The sequence below is a fragment of the Wolbachia endosymbiont (group A) of Epagoge grotiana genome (genome assembly GCF_947251775.1).
Classification (GTDB): domain Bacteria; phylum Pseudomonadota; class Alphaproteobacteria; order Rickettsiales; family Anaplasmataceae; genus Wolbachia; species Wolbachia pipientis.
On record NZ_OX366387.1, the window covers coordinates 811,255 to 828,337 of the forward strand.

A 17,083-nucleotide genomic window follows, 5' to 3' on the forward strand; every position below is an offset into this window, starting at 1 on the left:
CAACTTTACCCAACTCGACACATATACTTTTTGAAACATTGCTGCAAGTAGAAAAAAACAGGTTACCCACCTTAACTTCTTTAAAATTGCTCACATCTCTACTTGATGCATAAGGTTTTTATTACACTCCTTTCATCTACCGATTAGCTCTACCTACCGCCTTTACCTTTGCTAAGGTCAGAAACACGACTAGCTTCAGGACCTTCTAAACTAGACTGTGGCAGGTCACCAAAATTACTGGGATCACTAACACCAAGCGATATAGGTGCTTCTACTAATCCATACCCTCCTCCTACTCTGTGATATCCTAATTCTAGATAAGTACGTAGTAATGGATCAATTTGTTCTCTATTTTGAATGTATGCTTGCAATTGCACATCTTGAAATCCCGGATCATTCCTGAATAATTGTGAAATGCCCACTCTTATGTTCTGAAAGTAATTTCTATCTCTTTTTGGGTGACCTCTTTCAAGAAAATCGCGTATTATATTTATGATATTCTGCACTTTCCCAACAGGATTTTCGTTTAGAACTCGATTAATACTATTAGCATTTTCTAATGCCCATAAACCACAATTCCAGCCATCTGTTTGCTGACTAACAGAAACATTATTAATCCTGATATTATTTCCTAAGTTATTTTGAATGATATCAGTAATATCACCTGGAACAGCAGTAGCAGTTGAATCAGCATAGTATCCAACATAGTTCCCATTTTGACGTTCAATCACTAGTGTAACCCAATGAGCATTATTTAAAGTAATGATTAAGGTTAAACGCTGTTGTTCTTCATTTTCCCTAAATTGATTTAATACTCCAACAATGGGCTCGTTACCGTCATTCCCCTCCAAATTAGCTACTTCAAAAGTGTGATTACCTTCAGTACGAAACTGATATAGCAATCTTGCAGCACGGGCTATATCAATTTGTTGAAGCCAGTAATCATAATAGCCAGCACTTGTTGCAAATTCCAGTGTAAGCAGATCATTTACTTCTATCTGTTGGTTATCAAGAATCCCTCTTATTTGTGTTAATATGTCTTGCACAGTTTGAGTAGTAGGTATAGTTTTATGCTCTAATGAAGACCTTCTCTCTATCACTTTCTCATTAGGTAGCCCTTTCACCTCTACCAACTTAATTAAGGATTTTCTATCGAAACTACTTGGTAGATATTTTACTATCATTTCACCTATTTCTAGAGGTAAATTTTTCACTACAAAAAGATTGAAGATTGCTTCCAAAGCTCGATTGAATAGGTGTAAATTCTCCTTTCCTATTTCATATTGACTTTCCATTATCTTGGAATACGTAGGAAATTTACTTTTATATTCACCTTTCTCCAATACTGTTACTATATCTTTATTAAGCATCAAAGATGCTAATTTATCACCTTTGCTTGTCAAAAGATCGTAAAATGTAACATTACCATTAATTATTTCTTTTTTTATCCCTTCTATTTCATTCACACATCTATCAATATATTCTGACGCTTCTATTTCAAGATCGGGATTATGTTGCACGATATCTCGTGGCTTTCTTACATTGCAACCCTTTAACTTAACTTCATGTTCCATTAAAAGCTTTGCTATATCTTGAAACTCATAACCTACAGCCCAATCTAAAGGATAGTCAACATCCTTAATTTCAGCTCCTTGTTCTATTAGGGTATTTACTGCCTGTATATTATTACTTTTAACAGCCCAATGTAAGACAGTATATCCACTTCTACTCACCCTATTAACATCAGCCCCTCGTTTTATTAGAGTATCTACCATCTGTATATTGTTGCTTCTAACAGCAAAATGTAAAGGAGTAAATCCATACTTATTTGCTTTATTAACATCAACCCCTCGTTCTATTAGACTATTTACTAACTCCATATCGTTTCTTAGAACAGCTAAATGTAAAGGTGTACATATATCATCACCCACTTCATGTGCTATTAGAGCATTTATTATCTCAGCATTACCTAATTGAACAGCTAAGTTTAAAGGAGTACGTTCATATTTATCTGCTTTATTAATATCAGCACCTCTTCCTACTAAAGCATTTACCATCTCAAGATTACCTAGTTGAACAGCTAAGTATAAAGGAGTACGTTCATATCTATCTGCTTTATTAACATCAGCACCTCTTCCTACTAAAGCATTCACTGCCTCGAAATTGCCTTCCTCAATAGCTAAATGTAAAGGAGTACGTCCATATCCATCCGTTTGATTAATATCAGCACCTTCTTCTAATAAACAATTCACTGCCTCGAAATTGCCTTTCTCAATAGCTAAATGTAAAGGAGTGCTTCCGTAAGCATATCTGTCACTACTTCCGAAAACAGATTCGTCACTATTCATTTGATTAACGCCAGCCCCTCTTTCTATCAGAGCTCTTATCACCTCTGCATTGCTTACTTGAGCAGCAAAATGCAAAGGAGTAAATCCGTACTTACCTACTTCATTAACATTAGCACTTCTTGCTAATAAAGCATTTACTACATCAACATCACCTACTTGTACAGTAAAATGTAAAGGAGTAAATCTATCATTATTCATTTGATTAATCTTGGCACCTTGTTCTATTAGAGCATTTATCATCTCAACATTACCTGCTCGAGCAGCTAAATGTAAAGGTATATATCTGCCCCTACTCTCTTGACAAACATTAGCCCCTTGTTTTATTAGACTATTTACTAACTCCATATCGTTCCTTAGAACAGCTAAATGTAAAGGTGTACATATATCATCACCCACTTCATGTGCTACTAGAGCATTTATTATCTCAGCATTACCTATTTGAGCAGCAAAATTTAAAGGAGTAGATCCATACTTATCTGCTTTATTAACATCAGCACCTCTTCCTACTAAAGCATTTATTATCTCAAGATTACCTGATTGAACAGCTAAGTGTAAAGGAGTATGTCCATATCTATCTACTTTATTAACATTAGCACTTCTTGCTAATAAAGCATTTACTACATTAACATCACCTACTTGTACAGCTAAGTGTAAAGGAGCACGTTCATATTTATCTGCTTTATTAATATCAGCACCTCTTCCTACTAAAGCATTTATTATCTCAAGATTACCTGATTGAACAGCTAAGTGTAAAGGAGTATATCCATATTTATCTGCTTTATTAACATCAGCCCCCCGTTCTATTACTTACTATTACCCACAAATATAAATGTTTGTTGCATAGCTCTTAATGGCATAACTTTTGCTTGAAATAACTGTTTATATGGTGCAATTTACAGCTTTTAGTTGCTAAAATTATAACTCTTAGTTTAATAATTTTAATCTAATAAGCTTTCAGGTTAATAAAATTAAATTATTTGAGTAAATACAATACTATGTTTTTATTTGTGGGTAATAGTAAGGTTCTATTAGGGTATTTACTATCTCAAGATTACCTGATTGAACAGCTAAGTGTAAAGGAGTATGTCCATCCGTTTGATTAACGTCAGCACCTCTTCCTACTAAAGCATTTATTATCTCAAGATTACCTGATTGAACAGCTAAGTGCAAAGGAGTATGTCCATATCTATCTACTTTATTAACATTAGCACTTCTTGCTAATAAAGCATTTACTACATTAACATCACCTACTTGTACAGCTAAGTGTAAAGGAGCACGTTCATATTTATCTGCTTTATTAATATCAGCACCTCTTCCTACTAAAGCATTTATTATCTCAAGATTACCTGATTGAACAGCTAAGTGTAAAGGAGTAGATCCATATCTATCTGCTTTATTAATACCATACCATAGCAAAATAGCTAAGGATGAAAGAAAAGGAATGTGTCTATCTTCCATTTTGCCTCGTTAAATACCTTACTATAACACTTAAAGTAAAATTTGCAACCAATATAAGTTGTTTAAAAATGTCTTACTTGGAAATATCTGTTACACTTGTTTTGGCTGCGTTAACTTTCCTTAGAACCTGTTAAGAATCTTGGAAATATGAGTTAAAATAGGCATAGATTTAAGAAAGAGGTATATATCTATGCAAAAAAGTTATCCAAGTGATATAAGTTGTGTGATTCATAGAGGTTATTACAGCAAAAATGTAAGATAAAATAAAAACTTTGACTTGTGATAGTTTAAATACCTTATTACAATAATATGAATAAATTCATCAACAAGAGGCAATCAGTAAATGGATACCAAAGTTAAGTTGCGTTTGAATTGGATAGAATTATACAAAAAATTAGTTCATGCAGGCAAAGTGTGTCAACACTATAACATTTCACGCTTTACCTTACGAAAATGGTACAAACGTTATGAAAAGCTAGGTGCACAGGGATTGTCAAACCTTAGTAGCAGGCCTAAAACTTTACCCTTACAAAAAATCAACGAGTCAAATGAGCAGCTCATTCTTCATCTGAGAAAAGCTAGAAAATTAGGAGCAAGACGTATTCAAGCTGAATTGAAGCGTTTACATGATATCTCTTTTGCATTGGCTACTATACACAAAGTTTTGAAGAAACACGATGTAAGTCTTTTACGTATTAAACGCCACTATCGCAAGCAGATTAAGCGTTATAACTGCAAAGTGCCAGGAGAGCGTGTACAAATGGATGTTTGCAAAATATCCTCGGGGCTTTATCAATATACTGCTATAGATGATTGTACGCGTTATAAAGTTATCGCATTATACTCAAGGCGTACTTCAAAAAATACTCTGGATTTCTTAAAACAATTAAGGGAAAGGGCTCCATTTCATTGTCAAAGGATTCAAACCGATAGAGGACAAGAATTTTTTGCTTACGAAGTGCAAGAGTGTCTAAAAGAATGGAAAATAAAATTCCGTCCAATTAAGCCGTTTTCACCACATTTAAATGGTAAAGTAGAAAGAGCGCAGCGTACAGATTTAGATGAATTTTATAGTAGCGTTAACATTAAGGATCATGAACTGCAAGTCAAGCTTAGGGATTGGGAAGAATATTATAATAAACAACGTCCTCATAGCTCTCTTCAGGGAAAGACTCCTTGGGAAAAATATAAAGAACTGGAAAAAACAATTCCTTGTCTAAGTGAAATACAAAAAAATTATATTTCATCAAAAGAAACGTTTGTCATGCAAAATTACAAACATGACCAAGAGTTAAAGTCACTTCAAAAATACAAAACCTCTTAACAGGTATTTCAAGTTCAGACTTGATCTGACAAATTAGTTGCAATAACCTCTATGAATCACACATATAAGTCGAGAAAAGTTTGAGATTATTGTAGCAGATCTGGAGTCTTGCAGGAAGAGGACAAAGCCAAGAACACTTGATTTATATGATGTATTTTGTGGAGTGTTATACGTCTTAAAAAGTGGCTGCCAGTGGAGAATGTTACCAAAAGCATACGCGTCAAGTTAAGAGATTGTGAGCAAATTTAGAGAGGTTAAAGTGGATACTCTAGCCCTTCTACGTTTGTCTTTTAATGAAAATCGCGACCAAGTTATAGTGAGTTTTTTAAGAAATGCTTTTAAACTATTAATTTTGGTTAATACTAAAAATAACTCTCTAACCCGCCTTTTTAGCTCAATAAATGCCTTTGTTAAGCTAAGTTCTGTATTCTTTTTCACTTCTGTGCAACCAACTATGCCGTGAAATATAAGAATTGCGCACAATTTAGCATATAGTTCACATAATACTCTGCATGGCTTTCCTTTTAGCTTATCAAGCCTGATATGGCTTTTATACAATTTAAATAATAACTCAATTTGCCACCTTACTCTGTAAATCGTTAATACTTGCTCAGCACTAATTTTATTTTCTGGAACATTAGTTATAAATATTGACCAGTTCAACAATTTTTGATTTCTTTTAGAGGATGTATATCCCTGCGATCTTGCTAATCTATTAGCTTTCCTTCTTCTGGCCATAGACTGTTCTTCAGTTAGTTTCTGACATATAATTCTTACTCTAATTTTTGCTTCTTTTCCTAACAATACCTCGTTTTCTAAAAATAACTTATCCTCTAAACATTCTAATAACTCCATTTTTTGATTTGTTTCTACATCATATATGTTGGTATCGGATTTATAACGACTTATGAAATAAGCTCCTATTTCATTGATTTGTTTAAAAGAACTTGGCACAAAATAACCGAGATCAGATATTAGCAAATCATTGCTTAATATATTACTTAAATGTTTCCTATATCCCTGGTCTGATCTTACCCCCTCCGTTAAATTAAGTTGGTCTATTATCTGATTCATGTAGTCGAAAACTAATTGTAACTTTATTCCAGACTTAGTATTGCTTTCATAGCCACTGTAGCTAGTACCATAACCTTTATACATCTCTTCCATACTGTTAGGTAGAGTAATATAGCTACTGTCCAATAATTTAACACTATTAAATTGCTGTAAGATTTTGCAATCAACTTGCAAGATATTTTTAAAGAGAATCACAGATTCATTATACATCCTTTTCATAAATTCCACTGCTTCTTCAGTAAATCTAAAATCCAAACCTTGTTTTGTTATATCTATCGAGTCCTCGTTTAGTAATTGACACATTGTTTCTACGCTACAATTATCAACTCCTATATTACCCAAGACCATGGCTTTTACGAATGATGAACCTTTTAGCTTTCTCTTTCTTTTTATAAACCTTGTTGTAATTGAGATTTTCTCTGCTTTTTCATTAAAAATTTCTTTGAGCTTTTTTGATAAGCAAGTTATTTTATTCATTGGTTCTCTCACTAAAAGTATATCTGGGAGAACTTATACCTTATTATTCTATCTCTTTCATACCTTTATTTCCTTAACTTGACGCGTATGGTTACCAAAAGAGTTTCCAAAATGGCGGAATTGTTACGACTATTTTAAGAAATGGAGTGAAAAAGCAGATGCAAATAAAGAAAGTGTTCTGGAGCTGGTATTAAAAAAAAATAGTTGGCATGGTCCGACAAAACAATGGTCGGAAAGAAAAAAACAGCTTCTGCATAATTGATGCACAAAGCGTAAAAAATGCAGATACTGCTGAAGAAAAAGGCTATGATGCAGGCAAAAAGGTTTCAGGAATAAAACGCCATATTGCGGTAGATACGCAAGGTTTACCCCACACAATTTATATAACAACGGCAGAAATAACTGATCGTAGTAGCGCTGTGAGAATGGTTAAAAATGCTAAAGAAAACCTATCTGAAGTTAAAAATATACTAGTTGATGCTGGCTACACAGGAGAAAATTTTGCAACACAAATAAAAGCAACTATTGGCGCTACCGTTGAAGTAATAAAGCGAAACGAATTACACACCTTTGTCGTATTGCCGAAAAGATGGGTTGTTGAGAGATCTTTTGCTTGGTTGCAAAAATGTAGGCGATTGTGGAAAAATTGCGAGCGGAAACTCAACACTAGCCTACAAATGGTCGTTCTTGCTTTCGCTGCTTTGCTTCTGAAAAGATTATGAACAGGCTCTAAGAAAGAAATTGAGCAATTAAAGAATGAAAGTGAAATATCAGAAAGAAGAGCAGAAGAAGCAGAAGTGAGAGCAGAAGAAGAAAGAAGAGCTAAAGAGGAAGAAAGAAGAGCTAGAGAAAAAGCAGAAGCAAAAGTTGAAATGGAAATAGCAGAGAAGAAAGCTCTTGATTTACTATACGATGAAGCAGGCGATCAAGATATATCAAGAAAAAGAATAAAACAAAATAAGGAAGTGCAGAAGTTTTTAGAGTGCCAATATACTTTTCTGGTTTTAAATGAAGGTTATACAACAAAATTTAAGAACCTATGTAAAGAGTATAGGGAGTTGAAGAGGGAAGTGAAAGAGCCTGACTTTGAAAGATTATCAAAGCTTGCGAATGAGTTTGAGAAGCTAAGCAGAAGTTTTATTGAAGGAGAGAAAAGAGAGAATGTACCAGAATGTAGTGATCTTAATATTGATAGATTAAAGCTAAGTATAGTAACGAGAGTAGTACAAGCAAGGGATGTAGCAGAGAAAGAAAAGAGGAAAGTAGAAAAAGAAAAAGTAGAGGTAGAAGAGATAGTAAAACAACTGCAAATACCAAATTCTGCATTTAGTAGTGTAAGTCATGAATCAGTTGCAGGACCTTCTTGGTGGATATGAAAGACTGAAAATTTTTGAAAGGTTTGAACTAATATAGAAAAGATTTTATAAAAATATCAGTCTATTAGTGTCACGGCAAATTGAATTATTTACTCCTTCAAAAAAGGTCGTATATTTTTGAGAACAAGTTGCGTAAAAATAGGATTGTAAAAATAGAAGCTTGCAACCTTTGCAACGAAGTTAGGCAAACCAGTTCATATGTAAATGTGGCTCAATCAGGCTAATATAGCTGGTTTTAGCGTATAGTAAAATTATTATAAATAAAAGTTCGTATGGTACACGTGGCAGTCCAATCCATACCAAAAAAACTTGTTCTCACCGCACTTGGTTTTGAGCGCTGAAAATGGTTGATTTACTTGAGATATTAATAATATAGTTTACTGAATTAATAGTAATTCATTTGAGAATAAAAAGAAAAATTTATGATAATTTTACATTTCAAATCGATATTGTTCTTTTTATAAAAAATATTCCTATACTGCGCAAGGTCAAGTTTTAACCACATCAATTTTTCTTTCAAATTAAATCTTATCTTTTACAATGGGTCTTACGTTTAAATTATTTGATACCCAAAATTAAGGAAGCCATTTTAAACGGCACACAACCTCAGCATCTAAAACTAGCTGATTTGAAGGAAATATCACTCTCATGAGAGGAGCAAATGAAGGTGCTTTACGGACAAGAGTCTTAATAATAGTCTTCTATATTATTGTTAATAAACACCACCATAAAATATCTTACTATTACCCACAAATAAAAACATAGTATTGTATTTACTCAAATAATTTAATTTTATTAACCTGAAAGCTTATTGGATTAAAATTATTAAACTAAGAGTTATAATTTTAGCAACTAAAAGCTGTAAATTGCACCATATAAACAGTTATTTCAAGCAAAAGTTATGCCATTAAGAGCTACGCAACAAACATTTATATTTGTGGGTAATAGTAAGATAAAATATGCAGAAACAACCTAGAAGACCGATTACAACCAATGCGTAAATATAGAGTAAAGAAAACTTCATCCACCTATTAACTTCTACCTACTACCTCTACTATTGCTATGGTTATAAACTCTACTCACTCCATCAATTTTATCTAATGCAGACTGCGGGTTACCAAAATCAATTGATATCACTCTTTCTCCGCCTAATTGTAATGCTCCTCCACCTCCACGCTGTGGGTATTGGAGTCCTAAAAATTGTAATAGTAATGGATCAATTTCATGTTGAATTCCTGGATGATCTTGAATCAGTCTACCCCTAGGAGAAGATAGAGGATCATTTTGGAATAATTGTGAAATATTTCTTCTCCGATTTTTAAAGTATTGTTCATTTCTTTGAGATTGTCTAGTGTCATTTCCAATGCCTACACTAAGAAGACCACGTATATAACCTATAATACCCTCACCTTTCTCTCCAAAGTTATTATTTCCCTGTAAAGCTTGATCAATAGCTTGGTTAATATCCCTAGCATTTTCGTATACCCATATGCCACAATTATGGCCATCTGTTTGCTGATGAACGGAAACATTATGGACATTATCATCGTTAATATCACATTCTCTTAAAGCTCCTCGAATATTATTGTCAATACCACTATCTGGACCAAGTGAATCAGCATAATACCCATAATAATTTCCATTTTGGTGTACAATAACTAATGTAACCCAATGACGATTACCTACATTAATAATAGCAATTAATCTATCTTTTTCACCCGAATCTACTTTTTGTTTAAAGTTAGCTATGTGACTACTTAATAAGCCCCTACCTGTTGGATCATTTTGATTTCCATCGACTCCTACTGAAGTTATTGTAAAATCATGACGATTATTAGTTGGATTAGATCGATCATCATAAAAAGTATATTGTTGTGCAGCGAAAAACATGTCATGAGTTTGTAGCCAATAACGATAATTTTGATTATCTGTTGCAAAGTCTAGTGCAAGTAGATCATGCACATCTTCTATCTCACGAGCGTTGTTTCTACGAAGGATAGCATTTATTTGTTGTAATATTCCTTGTGCTGTAGGAGTACCACCTCCCCTTATTCTTGACTTTAATGTTTCTATTACCTGTGCTCTAGTACCTTGCAAGTAACTAAACGGAACATGTAGATTGTCGCCTATATCAAGCAAAAAAATCGAATTTTGTCCTGGTGCTTTTTCTTCGTAAAAACGCCTAAAGTTTTCACGAGTCTGATCTGATAATAGACCTTCTGGTGGATTCTCATCAATAACACTTTCAGGTCCCACTAATCCTCCTGGTCTTGAACCGCGAACATGACGATCAAGCTTGTGTACATACTCTTCTCTTCCTATCCCTTCTGGGAAAAGTATAAGATTACCTGCTTCGCGTGCATCTCTATTAAACACAATAGGAAACAAAACCACCTCATTTCCAGAAGTAATAGGTATAAATCCTCTGTGTTGTTTCTTAAGTCTTCCGATTTCTTGTCTCGCATCATTTTGCTGTTGTCCTACTTCTTCTGCATTATTAGCAAGTCTTAACACATATCCAATTGGGTGAGTATCTAGGTCATTCTCTCTAGGTTGTCTTAATAATAAAAGATCTAATCTCTGTTCTGTAATTCTTGTGAGTATTACCCTTTCTCCTTCTTCTTCCTGCCCCCTTTTTAAACTATATGTTTGACCAACTTTATACATAGCAAGCACTTTATAAGGATTATCACTAGCATAAAATGTACCATGTAGTATAGAACGGAACTTATCCTCACTATTAACATTTATTGTATCCACAAGCGGCATCAATGCTCCAGAGATCTCTTGAAATAATCCTCTATGCTGAGCTATATTTTTCCAGCCATCATTCACAACTTGATTTAAAGTATTATGTACATTTTCAGTATTGGGCACTTGTACAAGATCACCAGCAAGAAAATTATTTGCATTATTATTTTGGTAATCGTGATATAAACCAAGGTCATTTGGTAGATCAATATCTAGTTCAAGTTGATTATTAAGTGTGCATGAAACTTCCCACACATGAACATCATTTCCATTAACATTAAGAGTCTGTAAATTGATGGCTCCTTGTTGTTGCGCATCGTGAGCTCTAATATGAAGTATAACTATATCAGAACCTTCAGCATGAAAGACCATAGTTAAACATCTTAAACCCTCATCACCATGTCTAAATATGTACTTTGTTATAGGTGCTTCGTCTTCCTCTTCTAGTTCTAAAGGGTGCCTATCAAAAGCACTACTTCCAAAAGCAAAGCCAGTTATGCAATCAAATATTCTATTATAATTCTCTGCATTTCTTGGTATTTCAGCAGGAAGATGGTGAAGCAAGAAATCTCTAACATTTTCTCTAATGCCTTCATTCTCTAAACACTCAAATAATCTTTGTACTAAAGGAAATCTATCCTGTTGAAGTTCTACTGTATCAACACTAAAAGGATCTAGATCTAAATTAAAATTTAATCCAACACAGACAGTATTTCTTGATTCAGTATGGATAGGTATAAATGAAGAAGTGTGTAACCTTCCAGCGTAGCCTATGGCACAGTTTAATGTAACATCTGACGGTGTGTCAAATATAGCAAGATTAATAACAATAGGAATATTTTCTCTTTCTGCTTGATGACGTACAAGAAATGCAACATGTGTGTTTCTAGGAGATAAATCAAGATCGATGCCTATTGTGTAGCGATGACTAAAATTTGCTAAGAAACCTAATAAAAACCCGTGACCCTCAAATCTTTGATTGCGATTTTCAATATTATTTTCCAGTACTTGTCTGTAATTATTATAGATGTCAGTTATGTATGGCAAAATTTCTCTGCGTATTCTATCTCTTACATCTTGTCTTCTATCACTCGCTAGCATTTCCATAAAATTATCAATTCCTTGTTGACCCTGTGCTACTTGCGCAAAATTGACCAACCTACCAAGTTGTCTACGCTGATTTTGATTGAGTTGTCTTCCTTCTATTTCCTTAATTGTTAGTCTGTGATCTCCTAAGAGCCGTCTAATAAGATTGATTTCAGATGCTGAATATTTGGCAAATTTATCCCTACCTTGACGATCTTTTTCACGAATTACCTCGAATACCGTTGCAATTGCCTCTCCCTGACTCTTGCCCTTTCCGTGCATGCATACTTTGTATTGCTCAAAATTTAGGTCTTCTTCCCTTAAATTTGGATTTTGCCGTCTAATCTCTTGTACTAGAGCATTTCTCTCCCTTGTACTGAACCTCAACCCATCACTATTAGGACGATCAGAAATACTGTAGCATCTGACAACTTGCTGTCCGTCACGATAAACAGCAACTTTTAGGTTTGCCGTATTTCGATTTTCACCATTACGTGGATTAACACCATGGTTATCAAAACGAAAATAGACTCTCTCATTTGCATTTAAGATATTAGCATCATGTGCAGTAGAAAACATACTAAAAAAGAATACAGGAAGGAAACGACCTGCACTTACATGATACAAGAAAGATGGACATTGATCTAAAAAAGATTCAAATCCTTGTCTGAATCCTTCAAGATCTCCATCCACCAAACTCCTAATAAGTCCATCACCATTACTCATACAAAATACCCCTTATTTACTACGACCAAAAACACCAAGAGTTCATAAGTGGATTACTTATTACCACTAAGCGTAAAGACGCTTTTTTTCTTATAAGAAGAAACACCACTTACACTAGGAGTTCCAAGCTCAGACTGCGGACTATCATCAACTGGCAAAGTTGTTTTCTTACTACCATGAGCTTTAGATCGTGATCGCAAATTACTGCAAGGACCATCACCTACAGGACCAGGTGGCAAAATTGTTTTCTCTAACTCAGAGAATAATTCTTCTGCAAACAGACCGTAATCTACATTTACTCTTTTACCTTCCCTACCGCATAATCTAAGGTCTCTTATTATTAGTTTTTTAAAGAGCTCAAACTTTTCAGGAAAGCAATCTTTGGCAAATGACATCATATCTAATATTTCTTTTTTCTCTATTTCTTTTTCTTCATCAGTCTTATAAATGTCTTCTCGTCTCCAATTGACTATTAACTCTGCAAATACACCACTTGTAGGAACTGTATAATTAGAAGTATTAACAGCAGCTTTTCTGTATTGATACAAGCTACCACATTCCCAAAATTCCATAATAAGAGATCTAGCTTGAACATTTGATTCAGGATTTTTCAACATCACATCTGAAAGAGAGGAAAGAAAAAGCTCATAGTCTCGCTGTGAGAATATTTTGTCCGAACAGTCTCCTCTTGCTGAAACTTCTTTATAACACCAGCACTGTAGCAAATCATGAACCGTATCAAAAAAACATGACTCTATTAATTCAGCAAAAAGGGAATATACTCCTTTATCTTTCTGTGATAATTTCTGTAAAAGAGTATCTTTATCGACTATCTTATTTACACAAAAATCTAAAATAGGGGCGTCTTTCTCAACAGATTGAACGCGAGAAAGAGCAAGAATAGCTTCTGTGAGCTTCTTTTCCTTATCTTCTTCTTTTAAATGATTATAAAAATACTCTACCCCTTCACTCCACTTAAGTTTTACAGCACTGTCAAAACCTTCTACTGCATCATACTTCTTTAATTCCCCAGATTCTCTATCGATCCAGAAATCAAATACAGGACCTTTCCTCTTTATGCTATCTAGTAACGAGTTTCGTACGTATTTGCCAAATTCAGTTTCAGTTTTACCATCAAATGCACCAGGAGGAAACTTGTTCCTATAAGATTCAAATCTTTTTTGAAAGAGAGGATGAATTTTATCCACTACACAGTAACTACAAGCCATCTCATATTTGCGAAGTGGATTATCTATTCCACCTATTTTTTCTTCAGTAAACCTTTGACCTAAAGCAGCATTATCCAACCTTACACCTGACCAGCAACCTTCATCTTGAAATACATTGTGCAAAAACTTCAACTTATCACCCTTAAAGTATTTTATGTGCTCCATAAAGTTATCTTGAAGGACTCCCACCCATCTCTTGATAGCTGACTTCCTCCCGGCAACAACTGCTGGATCTGGATGTTTAATAGCTTCCTGTAATTTTTTGGACATCGTAGCCCGAAGCTCTTTCTGTGTTGGCATTATCCCCCCTATTAAGTATTAACAGTGTCATGTAAAAAAGGCATTATACAGAAATTAGAATGGATTGCAATATTAAAATTACCAGAATAGAGGGTTTAATAAAAAAACGTTATGGCTAAAACTTCTTTTCTTGAATTTTCTCAATATAATCAACAGAAAGACCAGTAGTTTGAGTTATAATGTCAATAGAAACTCCTGCTTTAAGTAGATTCTTTGCAACCTCAATTTTCTCTGCTTTTCTGCCTTTTTCATGGCCGATTTGGATGCCTTCTTGTCTACCTTCTTGTCTACCTTTTTGAGTGGCATCATCGAGTTTTTGAGCGAGGACAGCCTGTTCATCACGAATACGCTTTATCTCTTGTTCATAGGCTATAAATTCTTTTTCTGACCAGTTGAACCTATTTAATTCTTCATACGCTCTTTTAATTATTAGATCACTTCCTATTATTCTCTCTAGCTCTTCTTCACTAGTTTCGTCTGCATATCTAAAGAAGTAGATCCATTTCTCGACTATACTTGAAAGCTGATCTTCCTTGGTTTTTGTAAATTTAGGTAACTCAATAAATATAAAGTAAAAATCTTTTAGATCATGTTCATTAGTATCTTCATCACGAATAGTATGCTTTGATTTGTACTCAGACTTATCAGGAAATAAAATACAATCTGCTATAGCAATAAAGATAATTTCCTTAAGGTCCTGGTATTGATCACCTTTATCGGCTTGTCTTGAATAGGCTTTAGCAGCATAGTATTGGGCACGTTTCTCGAAGCCTTTGGTTTTAGCGACCTGCATTTCAATAATCCATTGCACCCCCGTGGAATCTCTACATAATACATCAACAATGCTTTGCTTTTTAGAGGCAATATCAGGGTCTTGAATAGTACTTAAAAACTCTATATCCTTTATTTCATTTTTGCCAGTAAAACCCAGAATATCATTGAGAAAGTGAATGAGGATGTCTTTATTCTTTTCAGTGCCAAAGATACGGCGAAATGCGACATCATTCTTGGGATCGAGAAACTTCGAGAGAGCCATAGCAAGAGTACCTAAAAAGCATTAATAATTATACACAATTCTGAAGAAATATTCAACTAAAATGCAAACATAGAAGTTTTTGTATATCTTTGTTTGGTAGTATTAACATGTATAATATTTATGGCAAACATCTCAATAAGGTATCAGATAGCGCAAAAAGTAAGGAACTGGAGGTTAAAGCGAGGATATACTCAAAAAGATTTAGCGAAGAAAGTCAGTGTAACGTATCAAGTAGTACTACAATATGAAAAAGGAACACGTAAAATTTCGATTGAAAAGTTGTATGCTATAGCAGAGATATTGTCGATTGGTATTATAGACCTAATTCCTGTATCAAATGAAAAAATCTGTTTTGAAGATGAGGGAGAGGAAATATTAAATCTAGTAAGAAAATATAAAAAGATTAATGATCAGGAATTACGTAGAATGTTTTGTTTACTAACCAAATTTGTTCAAGTTAGTGAGAAAAATAGTAAAAAAACGGAGAGAATAAAAATTGCAAAAGGTCTTATTAAAGCAGGAGTTTCTGTTGATACTGTTTCAAAAACAATTGGTCTGTCTGCTGATGAATGTGTTGAAGAAAAAGTTGGTTCTATCTACTACCAAATAGGAAAAAAGATAAAGGAGTGGAGGGCAGTACGGGAGTATACTCAAAAGGATTTGGCTGAGAAAATGGATACAACACGTGATGAAATAAGCAACTATGAGCAAGGACGTGTGGCCATTCCACTGGAAAAATTATATGCAATAGCAGAAACATTATCAATTAGCATTACAGATCTGCTCATAGAGGAAGATGAGATAGTAGAAAGTGAGCTACCTGATTTAATAAAAGAATACAAAAAAATTGAGAGTCAAGAATTACGCTATGCGCTAATAAAATCTCTGTTTGAAAGCATACAAATTTGTGAGGAGAAAATTAGAGAAGAAGAAAGAATCAAAATTGCAAAAGATTTAGTAAAAGAAGGAATTTCTGTTGATATTATTTTGCAAGCGGTAGGCATCTCTTTGAACGAAATTCAACAAATTTAAAATAAAAAATCATTATATATTAATATTTTTACTTCTTAATGAAAAAATAAGTAAAAAAGATTGAAAAATTGATTTGACTTCACTCGAAAGCTATGGCTCTATGCCAATGCTGATAAAAAAACAGCAGTAAATATTTAAAAAAAGTTTGTTGTTAGTGAAGGGTAAATTATATGAATAAAAGTAAAGAAGAAATCGAATTCAGAATATTAGAAAGCAAAGGCAAAGCACTACTTGATCGTGAAATAATGGAAACGTTTTTAAGTGCAGTACATGAAAGACCACAAGCTCAAGAAATTGCTAAAAATCTGGTGAACACTTATACGGGAGTAGGAAGGATTTTAGGCCGAGAAATGGATGACCTGAAAGTTATAGAAGGAGTAACTGATTCTGCAGTAGCAATGATTATGTGTGTTAAGGAAACACTAGAAAGGGTACTGAAAGAAAAGCTTAAGAGTGAGCCAATAATGGACTTACAAGGGCTAGTAGAGTACTTAAACGTAAGTATAGGTCATGCAGAGAGGGAATGTGTAAAAATACTGTACTTGAATAAAAGGCGTCAACTAATTGGAGAAGAATCCTATATTGGTGAAATGGAAAAAGCACCAGTATACATAAAGGAAATTATAAGAAAAGCATTAATAAAGAATGCAACATTAGTAATAATGTCACACAACCATCCTGGGGGACGCTTAGAACCATCAGAAGAAGATCAAGAAGTAACGAAGAGCTTAGCAGCAGCATGTAGTACTGTAAGCGTTAGGTTATTTGATCACATTATCATCACAAGTGGTGGCTATTTTAGCTTTAGAGAAAACGGATTGTTATAGCAGAAAGTATTTGCAAATCTACTCACTATAATTTATAAT

10 protein-coding genes and 3 pseudogenes are annotated in these 17,083 nt (G+C 33.9%); 6 read left to right on the top strand and 7 right to left on the bottom strand.

From position 1 onward, the window contains the following. Positions 1-149: 149 nt before the first annotated feature. The 3 genes and pseudogenes from OPR50_RS03730 to OPR50_RS03735 all read right to left on the bottom strand — a co-directional run bounded on the left by OPR50_RS03730 (position 150) and on the right by OPR50_RS03735 (position 3,806). Positions 150-2,693, bottom strand: coding sequence for an ankyrin repeat domain-containing protein (locus tag OPR50_RS03730; protein WP_265024289.1), 2,544 nt, complete (start codon positions 2,691-2,693; stop codon positions 150-152). A gap of 12 nt (positions 2,694-2,705) precedes the next feature. After that, positions 2,706-3,152: pseudogene (locus OPR50_RS08610) on the bottom strand (ankyrin repeat domain-containing protein); the annotation flags it as partial. Positions 3,153-3,341: 189 nt separating this feature from the next. Continuing rightward, on the bottom strand, positions 3,342-3,806 hold the full coding sequence (locus tag OPR50_RS03735) for an ankyrin repeat domain-containing protein (RefSeq protein ID WP_265024290.1): 465 nt from the start codon (positions 3,804-3,806) through the stop codon (positions 3,342-3,344). Between the two features lie 343 nt (positions 3,807-4,149). On the opposite strand from OPR50_RS03735, the gene OPR50_RS03740 reads away from it, so the two are divergent. Next, positions 4,150-5,130: an IS481 family transposase gene (locus OPR50_RS03740; protein ID WP_265024291.1), complete on the top strand. Its 981-nt coding sequence runs from the start codon at positions 4,150-4,152 to the stop codon at positions 5,128-5,130. A gap of 55 nt (positions 5,131-5,185) precedes the next feature. Then, positions 5,186-5,338, top strand: a pseudogene (locus OPR50_RS03745) (transposase); the annotation flags it as partial. Between the two features lie 17 nt (positions 5,339-5,355). On the opposite strand, the gene OPR50_RS03750 reads toward OPR50_RS03745, so the two are convergent. Beyond that, a complete protein-coding gene (locus OPR50_RS03750; protein WP_265023871.1) occupies positions 5,356-6,681 on the bottom strand; it encodes an IS4 family transposase in 1,326 nt (441 codons plus the stop codon). A gap of 91 nt (positions 6,682-6,772) precedes the next feature. Between OPR50_RS03750 and OPR50_RS03755 the strand changes: the two are divergent. Further along, a pseudogene (locus tag OPR50_RS03755) lies at positions 6,773-7,403 on the top strand (IS5 family transposase); the annotation flags it as partial. 75 nt (positions 7,404-7,478) lie between these two features. Further along, a complete protein-coding gene (locus OPR50_RS03760) occupies positions 7,479-8,057 on the top strand; it encodes a hypothetical protein (RefSeq protein WP_264339190.1) in 579 nt (192 codons plus the stop codon). A gap of 1,038 nt (positions 8,058-9,095) precedes the next feature. On the opposite strand, the gene OPR50_RS03765 is transcribed toward OPR50_RS03760, so the two are convergent. The 3 genes from OPR50_RS03765 to OPR50_RS03775 form a co-directional block, all read right to left on the bottom strand. Further along, positions 9,096-12,620 (bottom strand): cytoplasmic incompatibility factor CifB, encoded by a 3,525-nt coding sequence (locus tag OPR50_RS03765; protein ID WP_019236548.1) that lies wholly within the window; start codon positions 12,618-12,620, stop codon positions 9,096-9,098. 53 nt (positions 12,621-12,673) lie between these two features. Then, positions 12,674-14,149: a cytoplasmic incompatibility factor CifA gene (locus tag OPR50_RS03770; protein ID WP_265024292.1), complete on the bottom strand. Its 1,476-nt coding sequence runs from the start codon at positions 14,147-14,149 to the stop codon at positions 12,674-12,676. 115 nt (positions 14,150-14,264) lie between these two features. After that, positions 14,265-15,185, bottom strand: coding sequence for an Rpn family recombination-promoting nuclease/putative transposase (locus OPR50_RS03775; RefSeq protein WP_265024293.1), 921 nt, complete (start codon positions 15,183-15,185; stop codon positions 14,265-14,267). Between the two features lie 120 nt (positions 15,186-15,305). Between OPR50_RS03775 and wmk the strand changes: the two genes are divergently transcribed. Beyond that, entirely contained in the window at positions 15,306-16,217 is a 912-nt protein-coding gene (gene wmk, locus OPR50_RS03780) for a WO male-killing family protein Wmk (protein ID WP_265023937.1), read from the top strand. Between the two features lie 170 nt (positions 16,218-16,387). After that, positions 16,388-17,044, top strand: a complete 657-nt coding sequence (locus tag OPR50_RS03785) for a JAB domain-containing protein (protein ID WP_264330402.1) — start codon at positions 16,388-16,390, stop codon at positions 17,042-17,044. Positions 17,045-17,083 lie beyond the last annotated feature (39 nt).

Coding starts and splice junctions, on each gene's coding strand:
- OPR50_RS03730 (WP_265024289.1), bottom strand. CDS start 2,693: ATGGAGTTAGTAAATAGTCTAATAAAACAAGGGGCTAATGTTTGTCAA.
- OPR50_RS03735 (WP_265024290.1), bottom strand. CDS start 3,806: ATGGAAGATAGACACATTCCTTTTCTTTCATCCTTAGCTATTTTGCTA.
- OPR50_RS03740 (WP_265024291.1), top strand. CDS start 4,150: ATGGATACCAAAGTTAAGTTGCGTTTGAATTGGATAGAATTATACAAA.
- OPR50_RS03750 (WP_265023871.1), bottom strand. CDS start 6,681: ATGAATAAAATAACTTGCTTATCAAAAAAGCTCAAAGAAATTTTTAAT.
- OPR50_RS03765 (WP_019236548.1), bottom strand. CDS start 12,620: ATGAGTAATGGTGATGGACTTATTAGGAGTTTGGTGGATGGAGATCTT.
- OPR50_RS03770 (WP_265024292.1), bottom strand. CDS start 14,149: ATGCCAACACAGAAAGAGCTTCGGGCTACGATGTCCAAAAAATTACAG.
- OPR50_RS03775 (WP_265024293.1), bottom strand. CDS start 15,185: ATGGCTCTCTCGAAGTTTCTCGATCCCAAGAATGATGTCGCATTTCGC.
- wmk (WP_265023937.1), top strand. CDS start 15,306: ATGGCAAACATCTCAATAAGGTATCAGATAGCGCAAAAAGTAAGGAAC.
- OPR50_RS03785 (WP_264330402.1), top strand. CDS start 16,388: ATGAATAAAAGTAAAGAAGAAATCGAATTCAGAATATTAGAAAGCAAA.